The organism is Vibrio mediterranei (genome assembly GCF_900088415.1).
Taxonomy (GTDB): Bacteria; Pseudomonadota; Gammaproteobacteria; order Enterobacterales; family Vibrionaceae; genus Vibrio; species Vibrio mediterranei.
Genome location: NZ_FLLQ01000004.1, coordinates 95,749 through 117,942 on the forward strand (window position 1 = coordinate 95,749; position 22,194 = coordinate 117,942).

The window sequence follows — 22,194 nt, forward strand, 5'->3', positions numbered from 1 at the left end:
GGCTTGCATCTGCAAGCCTTTTTTATTTTTCCACCGATTAACTTAGCTTTCTACGTAAGTTACTCGCTGCTTTCACCAAGTTGTTTAATGATACTTCCGTTTCTTCCCAGTTACGTGTTTTTAAGCCGCAGTCCGGGTTCACCCAGAGTCTCTCTGCAGGAATGCGCTCAGCTGCTTTCTCAATCAACTGCTCAATCCATTCAACGGTCGGAATGTTTGGAGAGTGGATATCGTAAACCCCCGGTCCAATCTCATTTGGATAGTTAAACTCTTCAAACGCATTTAGCAGTTCCATATTTGAACGAGAAGTTTCAATAGTAATCACGTCTGCATCTAACGCAGCCACAGATTCAATGATTTCATTAAACTCGCTGTAACACATATGAGTGTGTATTTGTGTTTCTGGTTTAGCACTTGCAGCAGACACCTTGAATGCTTTCACCGCCCACTCTAAATACGCTTTATGGTCACGCTGTTTTAACGGTAAGCCTTCGCGAATTGCAGGTTCGTCAATCTGAATGATATTAATTCCAGCGTTCTGCAAATCATTAACTTCATCTTGAAGTGCTAATGCAAGCTGATTGGCTATCGTTTCTCGCGTCACATCCTCACGAGGGAACGTCCAGCATAAGATAGTTACAGGCCCCGTTAACATACCTTTCATCGGTTTTGAGGTTAGCGACTGAGCGTAGGTTGACCACTCAACTGTCATTGGCTTGTCACGTTCTATATCAGCAACCACGATGGCGGGTTTCACACAGCGCGATCCATAACTCTGTACCCAACCAAATTGAGTAGTTTGAAAGCCTGAAAGATTCTCTGCAAAATACTCCACCATATCATTACGTTCAGCTTCACCGTGCACCAAAACATCTAATCCGGTGGCTTCTTGTCGCTCTACTGTATCTTTGATAAATGCATGCATAGCGGTTTGATAACTTGAAAAATCAATGTCATTACGTTTGTACGCTGCACGTGTTTGTCGAACCTCAGACGTTTGCGGGAAAGAACCTATCGTCGTAGTTGGCAATAAAGGAAGCTTCAATACTTCTTTCTGGTGATGGGCTCGCTCATCATAAGGTGCGCAGCGATCACCGTTGGTTTGACCCAGAGCGGCAACACGCTTTTGAACCTCAGGCTTATTCACCCAAGTCGATAGCTCACGTTCTATAATTGGTTGACTGTATTGAGCACAATACTGTTTTGCATTTTCATCACCATCTAATGCCTTAGCCAACCATTGCACTTCACTAACCTTCTGTTTGGCAAAAGAGAACCAGTTTTTTGTCCCTTCTGGAAGTTTGGTTTCCAGTTCCAAATCAACCGGGCTGTGTAGCAGAGAGCATGAGGTGGCCACCCACAAACGTTCACCAAGCTTTTCTTTCACTGACTGCAATTGTTGGAGCTTACTGTGTAAATTTGCGCGCCATACATTTCGGCCATTGATAGTACCGACCGATAACACCCAATCTTCTGGCAATTGATCAACCACGATATCTAGCTGTTCGGGAGCCGCTGCCACATCAATGTGCAGGCCATCGACACTTAGTTGCTTAATCACATCTAACGATTCAACAACAGAGTCAAAATAGGTTGTCAGTAGCACCTTCACGTCACTTCTAATTACCTGATAAGCAAGCTTAAAACTACTTAGCCATGGCTTTGGAAGCTCAAGAGACAATATTGGCTCGTCAATTTGCACCCACTCTACACCCAGCTTTTCTAGCTTCGCTAAGATAGATTGGTAGGCTGTCAAAAGACGCGGCAACAGCGTGAGTCTATCAAAACCGCCTTCGACTTCTTTACCAAGGTAAAGGTAACTCAAGGGACCTAGAAGCACAGGTTTCACATTGCGGTTATTTTGCTGAGCTTCATTTATCTCATCGAATAACTGGGTCCAACTGACTTGAAAACTATCTTGAGAGGAAAACTCAGGAACAATGTAGTGATAGTTTGTGTTAAACCACTTCGTCATGTCTGACGCTGCTTCGCCACTGCAGCCGCACTGAGCTTGTGACTGACCTCGTCCTACACGAAAAAGAGTATCAAGGTCAGGAAAGCCTTTAGCATGACGCTTTGGCACATGGCCTAATAGTAAGCTGGTACCAAGTACATGGTCATACCAAGCAAAATCACCCGCTGTCACGAAAGACAATTCATTATCTCGCTGCAGAGCCCAGTTGTTCTCTTTGATGTCACTTGCGGCTTGCTTGAGAGCAGCTTGGTCGCTCTCCCCTTTCCAGTATTTTTCTAGAGCAAATTTGAGCTCGCGTTTTTCACCGATACGTGGATAGCCAAGAATGTGCGTTACTGTCATGTTGATGTCCTTTATCTGAAGCTGTCTGGATGGCTAAACTATCTCCCAGCCAATAAATATGAACAATCTCAAATTATTCACATTGAATATGAAATTAATTCAACAACAGTTCGAAATAATTATGGACGTCTAGATGTTTACACATCCTGCAAATCACGTTAAGTTAATAGTTAAGGGAACAGGATGAGGGATATTCATGATAGAGCTAAAGCACTTAAAGACATTGGCATCGCTACGAGATACAGGATCACTAACTGCGACCGCCACATCGCTACACCTAACTCAGTCCGCCCTCTCTCATCAACTAAAGGACTTAGAAGCGCGTATCGGTTCACCGTTGTTTATTCGCAAGACACGCCCAGTTAGATTTACCTCGGAAGGTGAGATACTGCTCAACCTCGCGAATGAAATTCTTCCTCGCATAGCGCAAGCAGAGGGGGATTTAGCAGGTCTCAAGGAAGACATCAACGGGCGTTTACACATGGCAATAGACTGTCATTCTTGCTTTCAGTGGCTGATGCCTGCTTTGAAAGAGTACCAACTCGCTTGGCCACATGTAGAGCTCGATTTTTCCTCTGGTTTTGGCTTTGAGCCTATTCCTGCTTTAGTTGCTGGAGAGCTAGATTTGGTGATTACCTCCGATATCCAACCGCGCTCTGAAATTCATTATGAACCCCTATTCGATTTTGAGATGCGTTTAGTCACGTCCATCTCTCACCCACTAGCAGAAAAATCTGTAATTGAGCCGGAAGATCTATCAGAGCAGACCTTATTGACGTATCCAGTTCAAAAGCAACGTCTCGATGTAGTAAAACACTTCTTAACCCCAGCAGGGATAGAACCAAACAAATGGAAACAAGCTGACAACACCTTAATGTTGGTGCAAATGGTATCGGCGGGCTTAGGGGTCGCTGCTTTACCTAACTGGGCAGTGAGTGAGTTTTCTCGTCAAGGGTTAATCACCAGCAAGCCACTAGGACAAGGGCTTTGGCGAAGACTCTTTGCTGGGGTGAGAAATGGAGAAAAGGATAAACACTATCTGCAGGCATTTTTCGGCACAGCAAGAACGCAATGTCAGCAGCATCTGGAAGGTATCAAGATCGCTTAAGTTCTATTGTAGAAGTCGATTCAAAAAGTAAGCCCTCCATAATGGAGGGCTTAATTCGTTGTAACGCAGTACTGGTTAAGAACGTGGACTCACGATTCCCAAACATACTACTTGTTGTTTGTCCTGTGGAGAATCTTGATAAATCACTTCTTGTTGAATATCAGGTACAAACTGCGGCCATTCATTAGTAAAGCGAGCAAATACTCCTTCTTTACATCCTGCCCCCATATTGCCCATCAACAACACACCTTGCTGCTCAATTGCCTCTGCTGTGATATGACGATTGTAAACATTTGGTAGCGTCTCATTGCTCCACTGGTTTGTCATTTTTGGATGAGGTGCGATATAGAAGGTAAACCATTGAGAAAGCTCTGTCCCACCAACTAATGTCAGTGGCTTATCATTGTGCTGATACCAAAACTGTTCTGCTTCAATGCTTAACGTCTTAATGCCGCTAAAGCTCTGCCCCGCATTGCGAACGTTAAAGATCATCACCGAGGCATAACCAACAATCATAACTAATGCCATCACTGACAATACTTTAAATGGTCTCGATAGTTTACCCACAACATCTTTTGCTAGATAGGCAACTAATACTGCTGGTGCTGGCATGAAGAACGGGTGTAGCCATTCCACAAGGCGATTACCTTTATGGAAGGTGAACCAAGCCATGATAAGCACCAGAGGAGCCAATAAAACAAACGTTGTTAGCCATACTTTTTCAGGCACATCTTTAGTCAGTTTAAGCGCCCGTTTGCCTAGCAACGCCGCTAACAAAACAAACGGATAGAATACCGATAATAGCGCTAACCAACTACCAGGACTCAACTGCGCCGATACTTGACCACTCACCCATTTCACTGACGAGAAGTTGTTGGCAAACATCCAAAAGAAGTTTGGCGTTACTAAAGCTAGAAATGCGACAATACCGGCATAGAAATACGGTTCTTTCCAAAAGCGACGCACGTTTGGCACTGTAAGGCTAAGTACAAATACCATCGCAACTGGTGCAAAGGTCGTGTATTTAGCCATTGCAGAGCAACCGGCTAACACACCAAACGGTAACCACCACTTCGCGTTTTCATAAACCGCTTTGACAAAAAACAGCAAAATCCATGACCAAGAACCAAACAACAAATAGTTGTCGTTATATGGGATGGCTTCAAAGTTGATAACGCCTGATAAGTTCAGAGTCAGCAACCCCAACCAAGCTAAGGCCGTTGAGTCCGTAAGTTTGTAAGCGAGTCTGTAGCAACCCAGCATACCCAATGCGATAACAGAGAAGTGTCCTACATACCAAAATGCTGATGCAAACTCTGTGGTATCTGAGACAAGTAAAATACGAGCAAAGAAGCCTACAAACCACGGATTATTCGGACTTCCCCATTCCCCATTACTGGCCCAGTTCAACGCTTCCACTGCGTCATAAGGTACGGTTGGATCTAGGTGATAAGACACCAAAGACCAAGCGACGGCATAGAAAAAACACCACATGAATGCAAAGCGATGCGAACGCTGCACATCTGTTGAACTCATGGATGCTCGGTCAAAACTGAGAATAGTTGAAAACATTGGCTAAAAAGGGCTCCCCTAAAAAGTCAAAATAGAAGGTTTTGGCGATAGACTTTACTCACTTGAAGTGCATCACAAAATGGCTTCAAGTCATTTTTCTGTAAATATCTTAGTTATTAATAAGTTATATAAATAAGTGATACTTATAATATGAATAGTCTATATGGATAGATAGTCAAGAGCTGTAATGAAATGTCAGCATCGAAGGGACAGAAGAGTACCTTCAGATCGGAAGAGTAAAACGAGAAGTGACTGATTCTATTTATGAATCACACCATTCAATGCATTCTGTACAAACTGCATTAAACCGTGTGATTCATAATAATTAGAGAGATGTTGAATTATTGCGCGTTAGCCGTTTGAGATTCCACCTGTTCGATGTGCTGAACCGCACTCTCAGAAAACCCATCGTGCAAGTGATAATAGCGTTTGTAAACAATGCCACTAATCGCCATTAAGATTGCAGGTAAGCCCACCATCATGAACTCAATGCCAAAAATAGTATCCGCAGTTTGTTCTACGTTCGGTACATAGCCGACTAATGACAGTCCCACACCAACGATGAAGCCACCGGCTGCACCCGCGAATTTTACCAACATGGTTTGAACTGAGAAAATAACACTCTCGCTGCGACGACCAGTTTTATATTCACCATAGTCCACAACATCAGCAAGCATCACTGTTTGTAGTGCATTCGCAATACCGATACCAAATTTGATAGCTGCACCTGAGAGACCGATAAGCACCACGTTACCCGGAGCCAAGCCACTCATCGCAAGTAACAGGCCACATGAGAGTATCGGGAAACCACAAGCGATAAACCACAAGTTCTTTCTAGGCAACTTAGCAGCAATGCGTGGGAATAAGAAAACACCCGCGACTTCCGCGGCACCAGCAACCATCATATAGATTGGGAAAAGTTCAGGATTTCCTAGCGCATAAGAAAAATAATAGATAGCAAATCCGCCCACTAGCAAGTTAGCGATTTGGAAAGATAATACCGTGCCAATCAGTGCTTTTAGTTGGTCATTTTGACCAATAATTACCATGACATCTTTGAAATTAAACTTCTCCGCTGCATTTGCTTTGATGTTGGTATCTTCTTTTACGTTTCGAGCTACCAAGAAAGCACTTAACACAAATAGAATCGCGATTAGGATTGATAGATTGAAGAAACCGTCTCCTTGATTGCCATCTCCTAACGTACCAACAATATGCAAGCCGTAAGTACCGATGATAAACCATGCCAAGCTAGCAAATAGACGAGGCCATACGACTAACTTCTCGCGCTCTTGTCTAGAGCTAGACAACGCTGGAATCATCGACCAATAAGGAATGTCCATAATGGTATAGGTCAGTCCCCATAAGATGTACGCTGCCGCAGCATATACATATAAGGTTGTACCCTCAAACATATGAGTACTAAACAACGCAATCAGCACAACCGCGTTTAGAATCGTCCCAACAACAATCCACGGACGGAACTTACCCATTTTTGAACGAGTGTTGTCAACGATCACGCCCATAAGTGGGTCAGTCACAGCATCGAAAATTCGGGCCACAAGGAAGATTGAACCGACAAACGCAGCGGACAACCCTGCGACGTCTGTAAAGTAGAACATTAGGAAGATGTAGATAGGTGCACAAGCAAAGTCTTTGCCTAAAGCACCTAGGCCATATGAGAGTTTGGTTTTTAGAGTCAGTTGATCAGACATAGGTTACACTTAGTTTCTTTGATTTATTGGTCTGAGCGCAATCCTACTGACAGAAGAGTCACCTTTCTGTGATCAATGACCACAACTGGAAACGTTTACACATACATATTGAGAAATGAGATCTAAAACAACAAAACATGACAATATGTAAATTAAATGTGATCGAGTACATCTAATATTAGCTTTAAGGAGTAAAAACAAACAGGAAACGATTACAAATAGACCAATAAAAAAGGCTGCAAGACAAAGTCATGCAGCCTTTTTGCAATCAGTACAGTTTAGAGTCTCTGTAACACCACTAGAACCGCAGATTCTGAGTCTAGTATCGGCATCGTCAACCCAATCTCTTCGCACCATTCTCCGGTTAACTCACATCCCTCTTCCATCCAAGGCGGTTGGTAGTTAACGATGTCATCAAACAAAGCAGGTTTATCAATCACGGAAACTTTGTACCTTGCTTTAGGATCCAATCCTGGTATCCGTAGATGCCCACTCAACGAATTCGTTGGCATGGCCAACTGAGCGATCTGGATAACCGCTTGAGACTGGTCCTTGGCAATAACAGCCGAGATCTTATGAGCGTTATCATCGGTTTCAAGACGCCATGAATTCCCGCTGTGTAGCAACGATCGCAATGATTTATGCAACTTGATGTAGCGCTCAAATCCTTGCTTTTCAATGTCACTTTCTTTGACTGGATCAAGTTCGATTCCCATATGACCGAACAAGGCGGTGAGGCCCCTAAATTCGATAGAGTGACGGCGTCTGGTACTATGGCAATGACTCGCGCCGATATGGCTCCCCATGACTTCCGGTGGGAAGAAATAGCTCATACCTCGTTGTATAGACTGTCGCTCGAGCGCATCATTATTATCTGATGCCCAGAAGCGATGGGTACGCTTCAACACTTCAAAATCGATTCTCCCACCGCCTGCTGCACACGATTCAATTTCTACGTTAGGATGTTTTTCTCGCACTTTATCAACCAGCTGATAATAGCGAACCACTTGTTGATACCCAGCCGCTCTACCTTTGTGTCCGGGTTGCACCACTTCACGATTCATATCCCACTTGATATAGCCGATATTGTATGTGGATAGGAAATAATCCAAGCGCTCAAACAAGAACTCAAACGCGGCATCATTTTGAAGATCGATGACATATTGGTTGCGCCCAGTAGGCTGTTGATAGCCATCAACTGCCAGCAGCCAATCAGGGTGACTACGATAAAGATCGGAATTTTTGTTGATCATTTCCGGCTCAAACCATAGGCCAAATTCCATTCCGAGACTGTTTACATGCTCAACAACAGGCTGCAAACCGTTTGGATATTTCGTTTCATCTAGAAACCAATCCCCCAACGCAGCTTTGTCGCCATCGCGGCCCTTAAACCACCCGTCGTCTATAATAAAGCGCTCAACGCCCATCTGTGATGCTTGTGTCGCCATAGACATAATGTAGTCAGGATCGTGATCGAAATAGATACCTTCCCATGTATTTAGGTGAATTGGACGAGGTTTATTCACAAACTCAGAAGGTAAAATTGAGTGGCGGACGTGTTCATGGAATTGCTGGCTCATGCCATTCAACCCTTTATCGCTGTAACTGGCATACAGCCAAGGAGTAGTTAGACTTTCACCTTGTTCAAGAGTCACTTCTCCGGGCAGATAGATAACTTCAGCCTGAGCATAACGGCGGCCATCAGCTTTCACATCAACTCTTAACCTGTGGTTCCCACTCCACGCAAAATGGAAACCCCACACATCACCAGACATTTCATCAAAATGGCTGGTACCCGCAATAATTGCTGGATAATGCTCATGAGAGGTCCGTCCACGGCGGTTCTCTTGTTGGAAGCCTCCTTGCAATAATGGCTGGCGTACCGTTTGGAATTCATGGACCCAGCGCCCGAAGAAGCTCATCAACTCTTTGGCTCGTTCTGGCAACATCAGAGTATTGGCTAATCGGTTTACTTGATACGCACCCGACTTGGTATTCGTGAGTGTATGACGAACTTTAACCACATCGTGCTGATCCAGATGCAGTTCAGTGGTTAACGTTAGCCCTGCAGTAGCATCTTCACTGATTAAGGTAAGCTGACCATCCTTGTGGAGTGTCTTTGAAATGGTAAAAGCCGGAGCCCAATCTAGGCCGTTGCGGTGTCCTTCTAAGGCCGGACTGCTAAATAACCCGCGAGCTAACTCCGGAGTTAAAGACATAGCGATATCATCATCCAAGCGCCCATAAGGAACTGGGCGATGCAACGCCAACCGTGATTGAGGGTGAGATACATCGATGTTCTTACCCCAGTGCAAAATCTCGGCTAACTCCCCGACTTCAAGAAGCATCTGTGTGCTGGTGCCCTTAAGTTCAATCAGCGTTTTATTTGTCATTCACTCTAACCTCAGAAACGATTTGCTCTACATAATAGCTTCAAATCATAGAAATTCTGTGAGGCACTGCATAATCATGGAAACGTTTACAATTATAGTATATTCAAAGCTCGTTTTCTGAGCGTAGGAGGATAAAGCGACGAAACGTAAAATTGTGTTCAAGCAAGACGGTCAGATAGAGTTAAACTTTATTCACAGTGACATTTTTGGAAACGATTACTCTAATCGTTAAAAATGGGGGTTCACGCACACTAATAGCGTTTGTCATATTTGCTTAAGCATTGTTTAATAAAATGATTAATAAGATGTAGAGAGCGTCATGGCCACAATCAAAGAAGTCGCAAAAGAAGCTGGCGTTTCAATCGCGACCACATCCCGAGTCATAAACAACGCGCCCCACACCAGTGAGGCCGCTATCGTTGCAGTTCAAGCTGCTATGAAAAAACTTGGCTATCGACCAAATGCAAACGCGCGCGCGCTGGTTAGCAAATCGTCCAATACTGTAGGGATTCTGGTACACGACGTATCTGCTCCGTTCTTTGGGGCTATGGTTAAAGCCATAGATACCATTGCTGCAGAACAAGGCAAACAAATTCTTATTGGTAGCGGATACCACGATCCAGTCAAAGAGCGAAATGCCATCAACCTGCTCATTAGCAGTCGCTGTGAGTCACTTGTCATCCACAGTAAAGGACTGTCAGATGAAGAGCTCACCGAACTGGCCGACGAAATACCCGGAATGATGCTCATTAATCGCTCTGTTCCGGCAATCGCAGATCGCTGCATTGCACTCGATAATTTCAAAGGTTCGTATTTGGCCACTGAGTTTTTGATTAAAAACGGCCACGAGAAAATAGGTTATATCGCCTCCAGCCACGACATCGATGATGCTCATGATCGTAGAGATGGTTACCTAGCGGCACTCAAAGATCACAACATCGAGCCCAATGAAGAATTTATTGAGTATGGTGAGCCGGATGAGATTGGCGGTGAACAGGCCATGGTGAACCTACTCGCCAAGAATCTATCGATTACAGCCGTTGCTACTTATAACGATGATATGGCGGCAGGCTGCTTAGCATTAATCCAAGAAAATGGTATTCGAATTCCGGAAGATATGTCGGTTATTGGATTCGATGATGGATTGATCGCTCGTTTTATCTACCCTCGACTGACAACTATTCGTTACCCAATTCAGGTAATGGCTAAACAAGCTGTATTAGAAGCATTGCAAAGAGCCAGCGGGAAAGACGTTGAAAGAGCACAAAACCTCTTTGCGCCAATATTAGTAAAACGCTCTTCGGTAAGCAGAAGATAACTAGAGTTAGCTCGGTGCTGCGCTACTCAAGAGCGCAGCAATCCGTAGACAGCGTGGTCAACAACCCTGCCATTTAAGTTCTCGTTGCGCGTAATTATCCCTTCCAGCGAGAAGCCCAAACGCTCCGCCACATTTCTACTAGCCGTATTTTCCGTCGCAGCACACAGCTGAACCTTTTCCATACCAAGCTCGTTAAATGCATAATCGATAAGCTTACCGACGCTGCGCGTTACAATCCCGTTACCTTGTGCCTTTGATGACAGCCAGTAACCTAACTCCACCTTCTTTAGCGACAGGTTGATAGCGTTAAAACTAATGTTTCCTACCAACTCGCTACGATAGATCATGGCACACACCAAAGATTTACCATCCGCGTAATCGTGCAGTGACTGGCTAATAAATCGCTGGAAAAAAGCTTCTGAGTCGGCATGAGGTGGCCACGCTAACCATTGCGCTAAGTAGTCACGTTGCTCGTTAACAATCTCCAGATACTGTCTTGCAAAAGAAGGTTGTACCAACGCAAGCTCAATTTCGTTATCAACTTTTAGAGTGAACACCACAAGTCTCCCTTCAACGTCTAACTAACAGATTAATCAGAATCTTTTCTTTTAGTCGTGGTCTAGTTATACCTGATTAATGAGATTTCACAATTATCAGATTTTTGCGGGATTGATATTTCCACAGAATCACTTGGTTTACACCGCATAACCTGAGACAATCCGCCGGTAATTCTTATATCAAATGGCTCATTATGAAAATCTTAGTTCGAAACCTTGACCGTGACACAATTGAACACGACGTACGAAAACTGTTTCTAGGCTACGGCCGCGTTGTTGAATGTACACTGGTGTTGGATAAGGAAACGGGTAAGTCCAAAGGCTTTGCGTTCGTAGATATGCCAAACGAAGATGAAGCGAAAGTGGCGATCAAAGAACTGAACCTTACCATGTTCAATGGCAGCAAGATTCGCGTGAAATTTGCAGGTCACTAATGTGCAGGTCACCAAGACCAATAAGGCCAGTCTATGACTGGCCTTAACAATTTCTAGCAAAACGTTTCAATATATAGACGCTCTACTTTGTCTCTTGCCCATTGCGTTTTACGTAGAAACTTGAGCGATGATTTAATAGAAGGGTCATTCGCAAAACAGTTCACTCGAATGATATCGTGTAGCCCAGACCACCCGTAATGTTCCACCAATTGAGTAAGAATTTTCTCTAGCTTTAGGCCATGTAACGGGTTGTTTGGTTGTTCAGTGCTCATTAAAAGTTCCAAATAGTGTGTGGGTGGAATGCGGCGCTATTTCATCATAGGCTCTAGCCAGAAAGCAATCGCATTTGCTGTTGTCTTTCAATACATCGTTTTATGTCACTACTACACTCAGTATTACAGTTACATTATCAATAGCAAACTTCTTACTTTTTGGAATGAAAACTCAGGACTTAACCATGACTACTATCACTTTGGAAACGAACGTCGGCAATATCGACATTGAGCTCAATATCGAAAAAGCCCCTGTTAGTGCCAAAAATTTTCTTAAATATTGCCAAGAAGGTTTTTACCAAGGAACAGTATTTCATCGTGTCATTGACGGGTTCATGATACAAGCTGGCGGTTACAACAAAAACCTTGAAGAAAAGCCGGGGCGCGGACCTATCGTCAACGAGGCCAATCGAGGACTTAAAAATGTGACAGGATCTATAGCGATGGCTCGTACCGAAGCTCCTCATTCTGCAACATCGGAATTTTTCATTAATTTAGCCGACAACGACTTCCTTGATCACACTGCCACCACCAACCGTGGCTGGGGCTATTCGGTTTTCGGCAAAGTGACCGCAGGCATGGATGTGGTCAACGCCATTGGAAAAGTAGCAACGCATTCCTACAAAGGGCATGATGATGTCCCTTGTGAACCTATTGTCATTACTAAAGTGGTGGTGAATTAGCCACCATTTGCCCACTTTCATGGCAGTGGATACAAAACTAAGATTTTTGTATTGCAACTCAATAAATATCAACTTAGCCTATGAATAAATGGATAAAAATTTAAGGATCTTAGTGTGAAGCCCTTTGCTGTCGCCCTCCCTCTAACCTTGTTGTTAGCAAGTACAACTGCTAGCGCTCATAGTTTTCAATTTAACGCGGGCGTAGATACCAATAAATCATTTGCCTTTGGCATTGAAGGGTTGGTTTACAACAATTTTCTGCTAGGAGCACAAGCAAACTTAGGCTCTACTGATGAGTACAATTCAGGCCCTTACAATCACCCAGATATTTCCAATGCCACCTATACCCAAAAACGCTCATTGCAAAGCTACAGTCTCTATGCTGGCTACCAATTAGATACGACTATGCTAAAAGGTCTAGCGTTTAAAGCTGGTGTTTCTCAGATAAGAGCCAATTTCAATGCCGATGTTTACGGTACAGAAAATGGCAATGCAACATCTGAAGTGCTGTATGACATGACTAAGACTAAATACACGCCGTTCGTTGGGTTGGGTTATCCGGTATCGGATAATATCGTGTTGAGTGTGCACGCTACGTTCGACGGAATCGATACAATCGTTGTTGATGGTAAATCTGAACCTTCAGGCTTTGACAAAACAACGGTTAGCTTTTTAGCTGGTTTCAGGTTTTAATCGTTCTCAACAAGCAGAGAGCATCCCAACCGGCATGCTCTCCTTACCACCGTATCACATCAAGTAAGTTGTTCGATAAACGATTGCCCACTTTCAGGTAAGCATGCACCAAAGTATTCAGCAACACTTGCACCAATATCAGCAAGAGTGTTTCGTTCACCCAAATAAACATTCTCTAGACCAAGTTTATGGACCAATAGTGGTACTTTTTCCCTAGTGTGTTGCCCATGACCAATATAGGGGTCATTCCCATGGTCGGCTGTAACCACTAAAATATCCTCATCGTTCATCAATTGCATAATTTTAGCGATTCCAACGTCGCTTTTTTCCAACACCTGCCAATATAAATCTGGATCTTGTCGATGCCCAGATAAATCGGTTTCCTGCACATTGATACAAATAAACCCATGTTTTCGCTTATCAATTTCCTGATAAGCAATAGATAAGATCTGTTCGGTATCCACTAATCCTTTGAAACTCACACCATGGTTGTTTTCTACAATGTCGGCCACCTTACCAACCAAAACAGTTTCACAATCAACATTGGCGAGTAAATGGGGAACTTGCACTAAATGGTTAACCCCGTACCCTAGGTGAGCGACCTGAAACCCCCTTTCATAAACTCTAGATTTAGGTGCATTAACTCCAATGCACTCTCCACGGACTTCTATCGAATCAATAAGCTGTTCGGTCGCATCAAGTCGCCCTCCAAACACAATGTTTCTTGCTACATCATTATTTGCACGAACAATTCGACCGATATTCAATAAACTATCAAATTCGATACGATTTAAATCCGCAGCAACGTTATACACCTCACCTAATTCAGCTTCCAGATTGTCGCCAATCACTACGGATTGCTCGACCAACAGTACAGCAAGCTCTCCTCTCTTTACCCGCTCAACGAAATACCCCGCCTCTTCAAGGGACTCTTGAATCGTATCAATGGAGTTATGAAATGGATTGACCCTTGGTAATTTAGGTAGCGTTCCCATAAGCTCTTGATGTCCAGCAAATGTGTCGCATCCTTGGTGTTTTAGGTTGATGGTGCCGGTGTTGGCGTTAGGGTACTGTTTAAGGCGCGATACGTTGCAATCAACAACATTATTAAGTCCCAATAACGCTAGAGCGGGTAAATCTCTATTGGGGTAAGAGGCCAGTAGTTTGTATGCGGTATTCGCTCCAATATCTTTGGTTCGGCTTTCATAGACATCATCCATGGCACCAACACCGAATCCATCCAAGACAATAACGATAAATCTACCCATCTATCGCCCCTCCCAATGAATCATAGCGCCCGATAACCCTTGGGTTCCCAGATTGAATACCATCAACTAAAACCACATCGGAACGAGTGACAAAGACCTGAGTTCGAAATGCCATGATTATCGGTGTACCTATTTTATGGATCCCAGATACTTTTAGGTGATAATCGATAGCGTTCACATCCTCATTGCTAACAGGGAATACCGAACCATCAATCAATGCATGTTCAAGTTGACCACGACGGTAGTAACCACCGCCATAACAATACGACGCACCTTGAAACTGATGAGAAATCTCTGATAAATACAGCATCGCAACTTTTTCAGGCTGACTGCCATCAATGTTAGCTGGGAATGTACCAGTCAAAGCATGCCCCGGCTCACCATGCGTTCCACCTAGCCGTTTAATCATGGTTAAAGTGTTACAACATGTCGCTGAAGGCATGTTAACTTGGTGAGGCACCCCACCCTCTGGCCAATGTTCGATGACTTGATGCAGCGTGTCGACATTCTCTGTTGCTGCAAGCTGCTCACCATCAAACAAAAAGCAAGGGAAATGAGTCACTCCCTCTAGGCGAATCCCCTTCATTTGACCAAGTGCCTCTAACACAGAGTCGACTTCAGCAATCGGAAATCCTGCCTCTTGGTTGACATAAAGCCTGTCCTCGTCACCATAAAACTTCACTAGCACAGGTTGCACTCTGCCACACTTGCAGGCTGCATCTGAGATTTGACGTGCTTTATCTAGCGAATAGACGGTCATAACTTCTGGCTTCATCTCTGCCACGATTTGTTCCACCATAGCTGATGGAGGCTGGACTAAATGACCCACGTGTTGAACCTTGACTCCCGCTAAATGCAGAGCTCGCGCTTCTTTGAAATCCACAGCAACAATACCGTCATAGCCTAATTCGAGAAGAAGCTGTGCTAAATATGGGTTACGCCCAAATTGTTTGGTCATGCCATACAGCTTTAACCCAAGGTCGCTAGCACGCTGCCTTATGACTTTGGCGTTTGCTGTAAATTGTTCGACATCAATGACGTACGAATCCGGTAACAGGTTCCCCTGCTCATAAAGAGCAAGGGTAGCCTGAATCAGTGCGTCGTTTTGATGTTGCAAAGCATTTAAATACATATACTTTTCAATCCACTCAATTTATTTTCATTTTTTTGAAGATTAATTTCCAAAAAAATCCAGTTACGACACACTCAGTTTGATTGCGTACAGATTGCTCAAAAGAAAACTGATTTCCGTCTCAGGCATCTCTGGTACGCCAGACGCCGAACATAACTGATTGTTCATACTGACAATGTCTGAAAATACGTCGTCATCTTGCATTTCTTTTAGAATCTCAGAGTCCAAGCCTTCTACAATAGGATTGCTTTGTAGTACTCGATCAATAGCACGTGCAAAATGAGTCATCGCCATCTGAAATTGTTCTGAATCCTCTTTCACATTCCATTCAATCATCAAGATTCCGACAGCCCTCATGGTCGCATCAAACGCGATTTGACTGATTACGTTATGCACCAAAAGAAGAGACATTCGTTGTTTCATAATTTCTCCAAATCTCTGTACAGATAGGTATGAAAAAAGCTGTACACGTATTTATGCAGGAACAAAAAGCCCAAAGACGTAAAGTAGGTTTAGCACGACCCCGGTAAGTATTGCCGCTACTGCAGGCGCTGCAATTTTCAAAATTGGACGACCCATTACTTCGTTCAAGTAGTACAACATTGCAAAGATCGTGAACCCGGTCGTGCTACCCATTTTCATCACTGCAAGCACACCCCCAATAAGCAAAGCAAATTCCATTAGCGTGTTCATGCTATTACGAATATTGTCCGAAGCATTTCGAATTGAAGGGAACTGCTCTAAGAAGCGACCAATACCACGAAGCAAGAAAATCTCGATGCAAATTGTAATCGCGCCAAGTACTGCCGCCACAGGTACATTTGGTGAGAGATAACCCACTACAAACACAAACGTAAAGCCAACAACGCCATAAACCCCAGTAGCAAGTGCCGTAGTGGCAATCAGTGGAATAAAGCCTAAACCACGCATCATTTCAGACAAAGCGACTTGGTTTAATGCTTCTTTTTGAGCAACAGGGTCTTCTATTTTGTAGGCATCTGCTAACGAGTAAATAGAGACTTCTGAACCCGCAAAGATCCCCGACGCAGCGGCGGCGGCAATCAGTGCACCGACAACAGCTAAGTAAGGCATGTTCTTGAAAATTCGCTTAGTTCGCTCTTCAAACAAGCTTCGCATACCACTCATATCTGGAGGGGTAATACCGTTCGCTTTATCTTGAACATCTTTACGAATCGCTATAGCCACAAGCATCACCATACCAACAAAGATCTGAATCGACTCAGGATAGATACCCGTAAACTTCATAACAAACAGTCGTGATAGAAGTATCACAACACCTGCAACAGCCCCTGCTTTCCATCCAAACTGGTAGAAAATAGCTAACAGTGGGAATAACGCAAACGCCGACATGACAGGTGTACCCAACTCACCCAAAGCACCCAGCGCATCAATTGGAAGACCTGTCAGAACCGCATTAACACCAGCCAGACTGGTAACCACTAATACGCCCCAAATGCCGCCCCCAAGCACCGCCATAATGCGGCTCGTTGCCATAACACCTATGATGTCCGTCGGTAAGAAAAGCAGCCACGGGTTAAGAAGGCCTGTCGATAAGGTAAAAGAAATACCCACAGACGCGACAAAACCGATAGACAAACCAAAAGCAACGGAACCAGCATCTCGGCGTGTCATGTTGCCTTCAATCAACTGCGGCAATATGGGTCGTATCCCGTCGTGAAATACGGCGGCCGACATATGTGCGACTAAAGCAGTCATTGCACACAAGGTCGCAATTAGAGCAATGTTGGTGATATCCATAACTACACCTCTCTCGCTAGCAATGTCGCTAACATAGGAACCGCGTGGTCTACGTGCTCAATTGATAATCCAAATGCCTTTTTGCCTTCAGTAATAAATTGAGCAATTTGCTCTTCCTTAGCTTGAATAGCAGGCTTCGCAATCGTGCACGACTCATTGAAGCCAATAATAGCAATAGCCATGCTAAGTGCAGCGCCCGCACCTGTATTGCAAGCCCCGACGTAGTAATCAAGTTCTCCTGCTTTTACTTTCATCGCGGCATCCATGTCGTTGAGAATGTGGCACTCAAACTTTCCTGGTGCCGCCTCTTCTATCTGCGCTTTAATTTGTTCGCGTTGTAAACCCGCGATTGCGATCGTTTTCATTCTGCTTTCCTTTTATGTTTATCCGTTATTGAAAAATCGGTTTGGATTGTGTTTGAGCATAACTTCGACATCACTTTCGCTTACACCAGAAGCGAACAGTCGAGGAACAAACTCCTCCATCAAGTAGCTAAAACCTAACCCGCCATTCGCTTTTAAATGCGAACGTCGAGTTATATCCATCGACAACATAAGTTGCTCGACGTATCCCCTAGCGATCAGGGTATTAATCACTTCAATTCTCTTTTCATCTGGGTTGTAACTGTTCTTACCAATTGTATCGAGCTGCACGTAACACCCGTGATCCAACAAGTAGAGCAAGTCATCAAGGTTATCTCGAAGGTCGCAGTGTCCTATCGTCACCTTCCTAAGGTCGATACCTTCACCACCAAGTAACTGGATCTGTTGCTTCGCCATCGTGCTAAATGAGGTGTGCGTTGAAATAGGCGCGCCTGTTTCTTTGTGAGCAATGGCCGCAGCTAAGAAGACGTTCTTTTCTAGTGGGGAGAATTGGTTTTCGCTGCTTCCAATCTCACCAATCACAGACGCCTTTAGAGAGGTGCTATCCAAAGGCTGTTCAATTTCGTCAATCATGGTTTGGGCAATATCTCGAATCGACAGATTCGCTAAGAAATCCGGAAAGAAACCCTCGATGTAATAGCCAGTCGACAAAACAACATTCATCTCTGACGCTTTAATTAAATCCTCAATAAATTGAGGATTTCTACCCATAAAACGATTAGTCACCTCAACGATATTCCGTACTCCAAGTTTCCTAAGCGAGATAAGCTCCTGTTTAATCAATTCAAATTGATCAAGTTTGCAATCAATATCTCCCTTCTGAGGAGATAAATCGATATGCAGATGCTCATGGCAATAGGTAAAACCGGTTGTGTCGAATGACATCTCATTTTCTCCTTGTTAGCTCGAACCTAATAAGTTGGAATCACTTTACCGGATATCACGTCCGTTTGATGCGCTAGTAACTTCTCGTTATTGACGAATTTCTTTAGCATAGCCTTTAGATAGTCCGAACCTTTTCTAACCATCAACACTGCAATCGACGCCTTTTCAAAATCCGGAATAGACGTGAGCGGCTCTTCGCTAAGGCCCATCGCCTCAATAGAATCTTCTCGTGAGGCATACCAGATTGCAGCATCGATCTCACCTTTGACAATCTGTTTGAGACATTCGTTATAAGGTACTGGAACCACCTCAATTTCTTGATCTTTAAAGTAGATTTCAGTAAGCAGTTTTTGGTCTGGCGATTCAGCATCAACACCGATTCGTTTAATGTTATTACGCTCCGACTGCCTGTAAATTAATCGATGTTCTGGTACATAACTGTGTGCATCCAACTCTACTGCAATCTCTAAGTCGCCCTCTGCAACATACTTTTCTGACGCCAATTTGGACATGATAGCGATATCGTAGATACCGTCACTAAGACATTCCGCCCTAACCCCTGCGCCTCTCATATGAGCAAAATACAGGGGCACGTTGTCTATCTGTTGCTTAAGACCAGAGGCCAATCCCTCGTAATGCTTTGTATACGGCAGCGGCATCGCACAAACGATATTACCAATCTCGGAAATACCCACCAGCTTATTGAAGTTTAGTGAAGAGATAATGGTGCCATTACGCCCTTGACGGCTTAGGTAGACCGCCTCTTCCTTTTCGATAAATTTAATCGCGTTTGCTACATAGCCAACGGAACAACCGATGTCGATCGACAGCTCATCAATCGTCTTGAGCCTATCTCCAGCCTCAGTCGTTAATAAATAGCGAGCGATATGAATAATGGCCGCTCCGTTTTTCTTTATATAGTTTTGACTACTCATTTTTATTCTTCATTTTTTTGAGGATTTAATTTAACCATACCAGAACAATAAAAAAAGCAAAGCGCGTCACACTCTTATTAACTACTGACAAAAAGCATTAAAACTGGATTGTCAGTCACCAAAAATGAAAAAAGTGCCGGATTACTCGGCACTTTCATCTATTGCTAACCTTATAAGATAAGTGTGGGCTTGATTATTACTCCACCAATTCACCCGCTCCTTGCAGTGAGCGCTGACTGTTTTCTACTAAGAATATCGTTGCCGTCTGCTTTAACATTGCCCACTCGGCATCATCAACAAAAATGCCTTCTACCCAAGCGGCTTGCTGCGAGCTAGAAAGTTCAGTGCTATCGATATGGGTATTGTATTGGCCCGCTAATGCTGTCTGGTTAAAGTCCTCAATCGACAGTTCAATCGTCATCGAGTGAAGGTCGTCTTCAACAAGGTCGGTGTCAGAAAAATAGAGCTCAGGTGCAACACATCCTCGGTTGAGTACATAAAGAGTGCGTTTGGGCTGACTACCATTGCTCCAATATGCTCTACAAGCAATACCCTTCGCTGCCAGTTTTACCAATTCACTATACGCCAACCAGCGATTGTGGCAGTTCAATAATGTCATTTTGAGCTGCTTCTGCCCAACCATCGACTCGAGTGCGAAATCTAAGATCACAGGCAGATGGCACGCTACGCTATTTTGGTGGAGGTCTACCTCCAGTAAACCTGGTTCAACCTTATTGATTTGAACTGCGCAGTCTTGTTCGAGGCCTAGGTAGTTACATGCATTGTTAAAATGGCGAATCCCATTAAGCCCAACCATTTGCAGGTCCGCAACCATATTAGCAATCACGTCCGCTTCGCCACAGGAGCGTTTCATTCCCAAAAAAGCTTTGTTTACCGCAGCGACTAATTCATTGTGAGATACGATCATACCAACGTCCTTATGGCGTAATAGAGTTAATGGAAGTCATAGATTGCTCACTAGGCAACAATGGAAAGATCCAATTATCTTGGTAATTCTCATCATCGATTTCGTCTAGCAATGGGGCACCTTGGAAAAAGGTGACTCGGACCCAGCGGTCAGATCTAGGATCAAACTTCGTCGCCCCAAAGATGGCGAGTTTGCAACGCAATAAATGCATAGGTAGTGACTGTTTATGGAGAACATTCATTTGAATGTCTCCCATCACGCGATTACCTAGCGTCCATACCCTTCTTGCAATAGCTCGATATTGAGGTGAATGCAGCAGAAATTGCGCAATCGACATCTCTTGAGATTGTTGCTCTAACGCTCTGTACAGGTAATACGCTTGTCTACCAATATCAAGCGGTAGTTCTTTATCTGCCCCTTGTTCTTCCTCACGAACACCTAAGCGTGGCTCTTCTTTGTCCTGTGACCGATACCAGAACCAATAGTTATTTTCTGGCATCGAAAAGTCGGTACTAACTGCCCACTGATAACGAGTTTCCAATAACGAAATCAAATCACTGACTTTTTTACCCGTTGGCAAATACAGCGTTTCATCCGTATTCATCTGATCTGCAAATACATCAACTTGTTCTGGGTAGAGCTCCATCAGACACGCAATGAGGATTTCTTGGGCTTCCATATTCATTAACTGATTTTGTTTGAGCAAATCACCCCAAGTTGAGGCATTTTCAAGATGTGTGACTAGGTCGTCTACTAACAAAGATAATTCATCAAGCGCCTGCTGATTTAAGCTGTTTTGCACCTCATTAATCGTTATTACTTGCGCCAAGTGCATAGTCGCTTTGCTAAGCAGAACTTTAAGTTGCGGCAACTTATCTTTATTAGTTTGCTGCGCCAACACCATCGCGAGTGCTTTTTCTCGTGACGTCATCCACTGGTCAACGATGCATGGGTGATTAATCAAATATGGCGCCATACCAAGCCCAGTCGCATTTCCAACGCCCAAGTATCGCTGCAAACCGCGATCTAATGATATCGCTTTATCACCGCCTTGTTGCGTCGCCAAGTAATGCACCCAATCCAAACTGAATTCGCGTAGCAGATACACCGCGCACATTTGGGCGCTGAATGACTGACTAAAGTCATCGTTATCTTCCAGTAACTTAAAGTCAGCAATGCCGAACTTACCATTACCGTAAACTGCCGTTGTACGCAGAATATAACCAACCTCAGCAAGCTCTTTCGCGTCTGGTTGAGTGCCCTTGGCAAGGTGAGAAACAATATGTTCGAAGACTCGAACACTCTTATTGGCGCGAGCCAATACAAGAACATCGTTGGTATTGCGCCCTGCTTCTTGAAGCGGCACATTGGCACGCAGCTTTTCCAACAGAGACACATCAACATCTCCATACACTAGGGCGAATGTCACATCCCATTTCTCTGCAATCACGCGATCATTGCGCTCTTCATCAGCAATCTGGTCACAAAATACCACTAGATGATAAACGTGCTTAGGTGTTGCGAGACGGTAAATGACGTGTCCATAACCTTGCGGCGACAACTGCCATTCATGCTTACTCACCTGCCAATTTTGCTGTGCCATTTTGCGGATTAAGCTGCGCACAAAACTGATTCGATTTTGATGCATAGCGCCAAGTCGTTGTGGATTCATTACCACATCAACGCTACGAAGCGGAGTCTCAGTGTAAGTTGAACGATGTACATCCATTTTGCTCACCTGTTTTAATTATAAGAATGATTGGAGCTGCGTGGGGTGTGAACCTAAGCCCACACAGCATTCACGTTATTGAAGAACTATTGT

Annotated in this window: 20 protein-coding genes; 5 read left to right on the forward strand and 15 right to left on the reverse strand. The window is 44.0% G+C overall.

Features of this window, described 5'->3' with window-relative positions:
* Positions 1–37: 37 nt before the first annotated feature.
* Complete coding sequence (gene metE / locus VME0621_RS12950; protein WP_062460900.1) at positions 38–2,317, reverse strand: 5-methyltetrahydropteroyltriglutamate--homocysteine S-methyltransferase; 2,280 nt, start codon at positions 2,315–2,317, stop codon at positions 38–40.
* Between the two features lie 196 nt (positions 2,318–2,513).
* Between metE and metR the strand changes: the two genes are divergently transcribed.
* Positions 2,514–3,425 (forward strand): HTH-type transcriptional regulator MetR, encoded by a 912-nt coding sequence (metR, locus tag VME0621_RS12955; protein ID WP_062460897.1) that lies wholly within the window; start codon positions 2,514–2,516, stop codon positions 3,423–3,425.
* Between the two features lie 75 nt (positions 3,426–3,500).
* Here the strand turns inward: metR and VME0621_RS12960 are convergent, their stop codons facing one another.
* The 3 genes from VME0621_RS12960 to VME0621_RS12970 all read right to left on the reverse strand — a co-directional run bounded on the left by VME0621_RS12960 (position 3,501) and on the right by VME0621_RS12970 (position 9,105).
* Entirely contained in the window at positions 3,501–4,961 is a 1,461-nt protein-coding gene (locus tag VME0621_RS12960; protein ID WP_062460894.1) for an ArnT family glycosyltransferase, read from the reverse strand.
* Between the two features lie 377 nt (positions 4,962–5,338).
* Positions 5,339–6,712 (reverse strand): melibiose:sodium transporter MelB, encoded by a 1,374-nt coding sequence (melB, locus tag VME0621_RS12965; RefSeq protein WP_038228117.1) that lies wholly within the window; start codon positions 6,710–6,712, stop codon positions 5,339–5,341.
* 278 nt (positions 6,713–6,990) lie between these two features.
* A complete protein-coding gene (locus VME0621_RS12970; RefSeq protein ID WP_062460891.1) occupies positions 6,991–9,105 on the reverse strand; it encodes an alpha-galactosidase in 2,115 nt (704 codons plus the stop codon).
* A 319-nt stretch (positions 9,106–9,424) separates the two neighbouring features.
* On the opposite strand from VME0621_RS12970, the gene VME0621_RS12975 reads away from it, so the two are divergent.
* Positions 9,425–10,423: a substrate-binding domain-containing protein gene (locus tag VME0621_RS12975; protein ID WP_006071589.1), complete on the forward strand. Its 999-nt coding sequence runs from the start codon at positions 9,425–9,427 to the stop codon at positions 10,421–10,423.
* A 26-nt stretch (positions 10,424–10,449) separates the two neighbouring features.
* Here the strand turns inward: VME0621_RS12975 and VME0621_RS12980 are convergent, their stop codons facing one another.
* A complete protein-coding gene (locus VME0621_RS12980; RefSeq protein WP_062460888.1) occupies positions 10,450–10,980 on the reverse strand; it encodes a GNAT family N-acetyltransferase in 531 nt (176 codons plus the stop codon).
* A gap of 194 nt (positions 10,981–11,174) precedes the next feature.
* Here VME0621_RS12980 and VME0621_RS12985 point away from each other — a divergent pair, with 194 nt between their 5' ends.
* Positions 11,175–11,414, forward strand: coding sequence for an RNA recognition motif domain-containing protein (locus VME0621_RS12985; RefSeq protein WP_031495002.1), 240 nt, complete (start codon positions 11,175–11,177; stop codon positions 11,412–11,414).
* 53 nt (positions 11,415–11,467) lie between these two features.
* Here the strand turns inward: VME0621_RS12985 and VME0621_RS12990 are convergent, their stop codons facing one another.
* Positions 11,468–11,686, reverse strand: a complete 219-nt coding sequence (locus VME0621_RS12990) for a VF530 family protein (protein ID WP_006071586.1) — start codon at positions 11,684–11,686, stop codon at positions 11,468–11,470.
* Positions 11,687–11,871: 185 nt separating this feature from the next.
* Here VME0621_RS12990 and VME0621_RS12995 point away from each other — a divergent pair, with 185 nt between their 5' ends.
* Entirely contained in the window at positions 11,872–12,369 is a 498-nt protein-coding gene (locus VME0621_RS12995) for a peptidylprolyl isomerase (RefSeq protein WP_062460885.1), read from the forward strand.
* A 114-nt stretch (positions 12,370–12,483) separates the two neighbouring features.
* The gene (locus VME0621_RS13000; protein ID WP_062460882.1) at positions 12,484–13,062 is read left to right on the forward strand and encodes a hypothetical protein; all 579 of its coding nucleotides are present in this window, start codon (positions 12,484–12,486) and stop codon (positions 13,060–13,062) included.
* A 59-nt stretch (positions 13,063–13,121) separates the two neighbouring features.
* Here VME0621_RS13000 and VME0621_RS13005 read toward each other — a convergent pair whose 3' ends face one another.
* From VME0621_RS13005 to VME0621_RS13045, 9 genes are all read right to left on the reverse strand, one after another.
* A complete protein-coding gene (locus VME0621_RS13005; RefSeq protein ID WP_062460879.1) occupies positions 13,122–14,330 on the reverse strand; it encodes a phosphopentomutase in 1,209 nt (402 codons plus the stop codon).
* The gene (locus VME0621_RS13010) at positions 14,323–15,462 is read right to left on the reverse strand and encodes a YhfX family PLP-dependent enzyme (RefSeq protein ID WP_062460876.1); all 1,140 of its coding nucleotides are present in this window, start codon (positions 15,460–15,462) and stop codon (positions 14,323–14,325) included. Before VME0621_RS13010 ends, VME0621_RS13005 begins: the two co-directional genes overlap by 8 nt.
* 63 nt (positions 15,463–15,525) lie before the next feature.
* The gene (locus VME0621_RS13015; RefSeq protein ID WP_062460874.1) at positions 15,526–15,885 is read right to left on the reverse strand and encodes a hypothetical protein; all 360 of its coding nucleotides are present in this window, start codon (positions 15,883–15,885) and stop codon (positions 15,526–15,528) included.
* A 51-nt stretch (positions 15,886–15,936) separates the two neighbouring features.
* Complete coding sequence (locus VME0621_RS13020) at positions 15,937–17,241, reverse strand: YhfT family protein (protein WP_006071581.1); 1,305 nt, start codon at positions 17,239–17,241, stop codon at positions 15,937–15,939.
* 2 nt (positions 17,242–17,243) lie between these two features.
* Positions 17,244–17,606 (reverse strand): DUF2620 domain-containing protein, encoded by a 363-nt coding sequence (locus VME0621_RS13025; RefSeq protein WP_031494231.1) that lies wholly within the window; start codon positions 17,604–17,606, stop codon positions 17,244–17,246.
* An 18-nt stretch (positions 17,607–17,624) separates the two neighbouring features.
* A complete protein-coding gene (locus tag VME0621_RS13030; protein ID WP_062460871.1) occupies positions 17,625–18,509 on the reverse strand; it encodes a phosphotriesterase family protein in 885 nt (294 codons plus the stop codon).
* A 26-nt stretch (positions 18,510–18,535) separates the two neighbouring features.
* Positions 18,536–19,444, reverse strand: coding sequence for a GntR family transcriptional regulator YhfZ (gene yhfZ, locus VME0621_RS13035; protein WP_006071578.1), 909 nt, complete (start codon positions 19,442–19,444; stop codon positions 18,536–18,538).
* 196 nt (positions 19,445–19,640) lie between these two features.
* Positions 19,641–20,372: a DUF3726 domain-containing protein gene (locus VME0621_RS13040; RefSeq protein ID WP_038228093.1), complete on the reverse strand. Its 732-nt coding sequence runs from the start codon at positions 20,370–20,372 to the stop codon at positions 19,641–19,643.
* Between the two features lie 10 nt (positions 20,373–20,382).
* The gene (locus tag VME0621_RS13045) at positions 20,383–22,101 is read right to left on the reverse strand and encodes a hypothetical protein (protein ID WP_062460868.1); all 1,719 of its coding nucleotides are present in this window, start codon (positions 22,099–22,101) and stop codon (positions 20,383–20,385) included.
* Positions 22,102–22,194 lie beyond the last annotated feature (93 nt).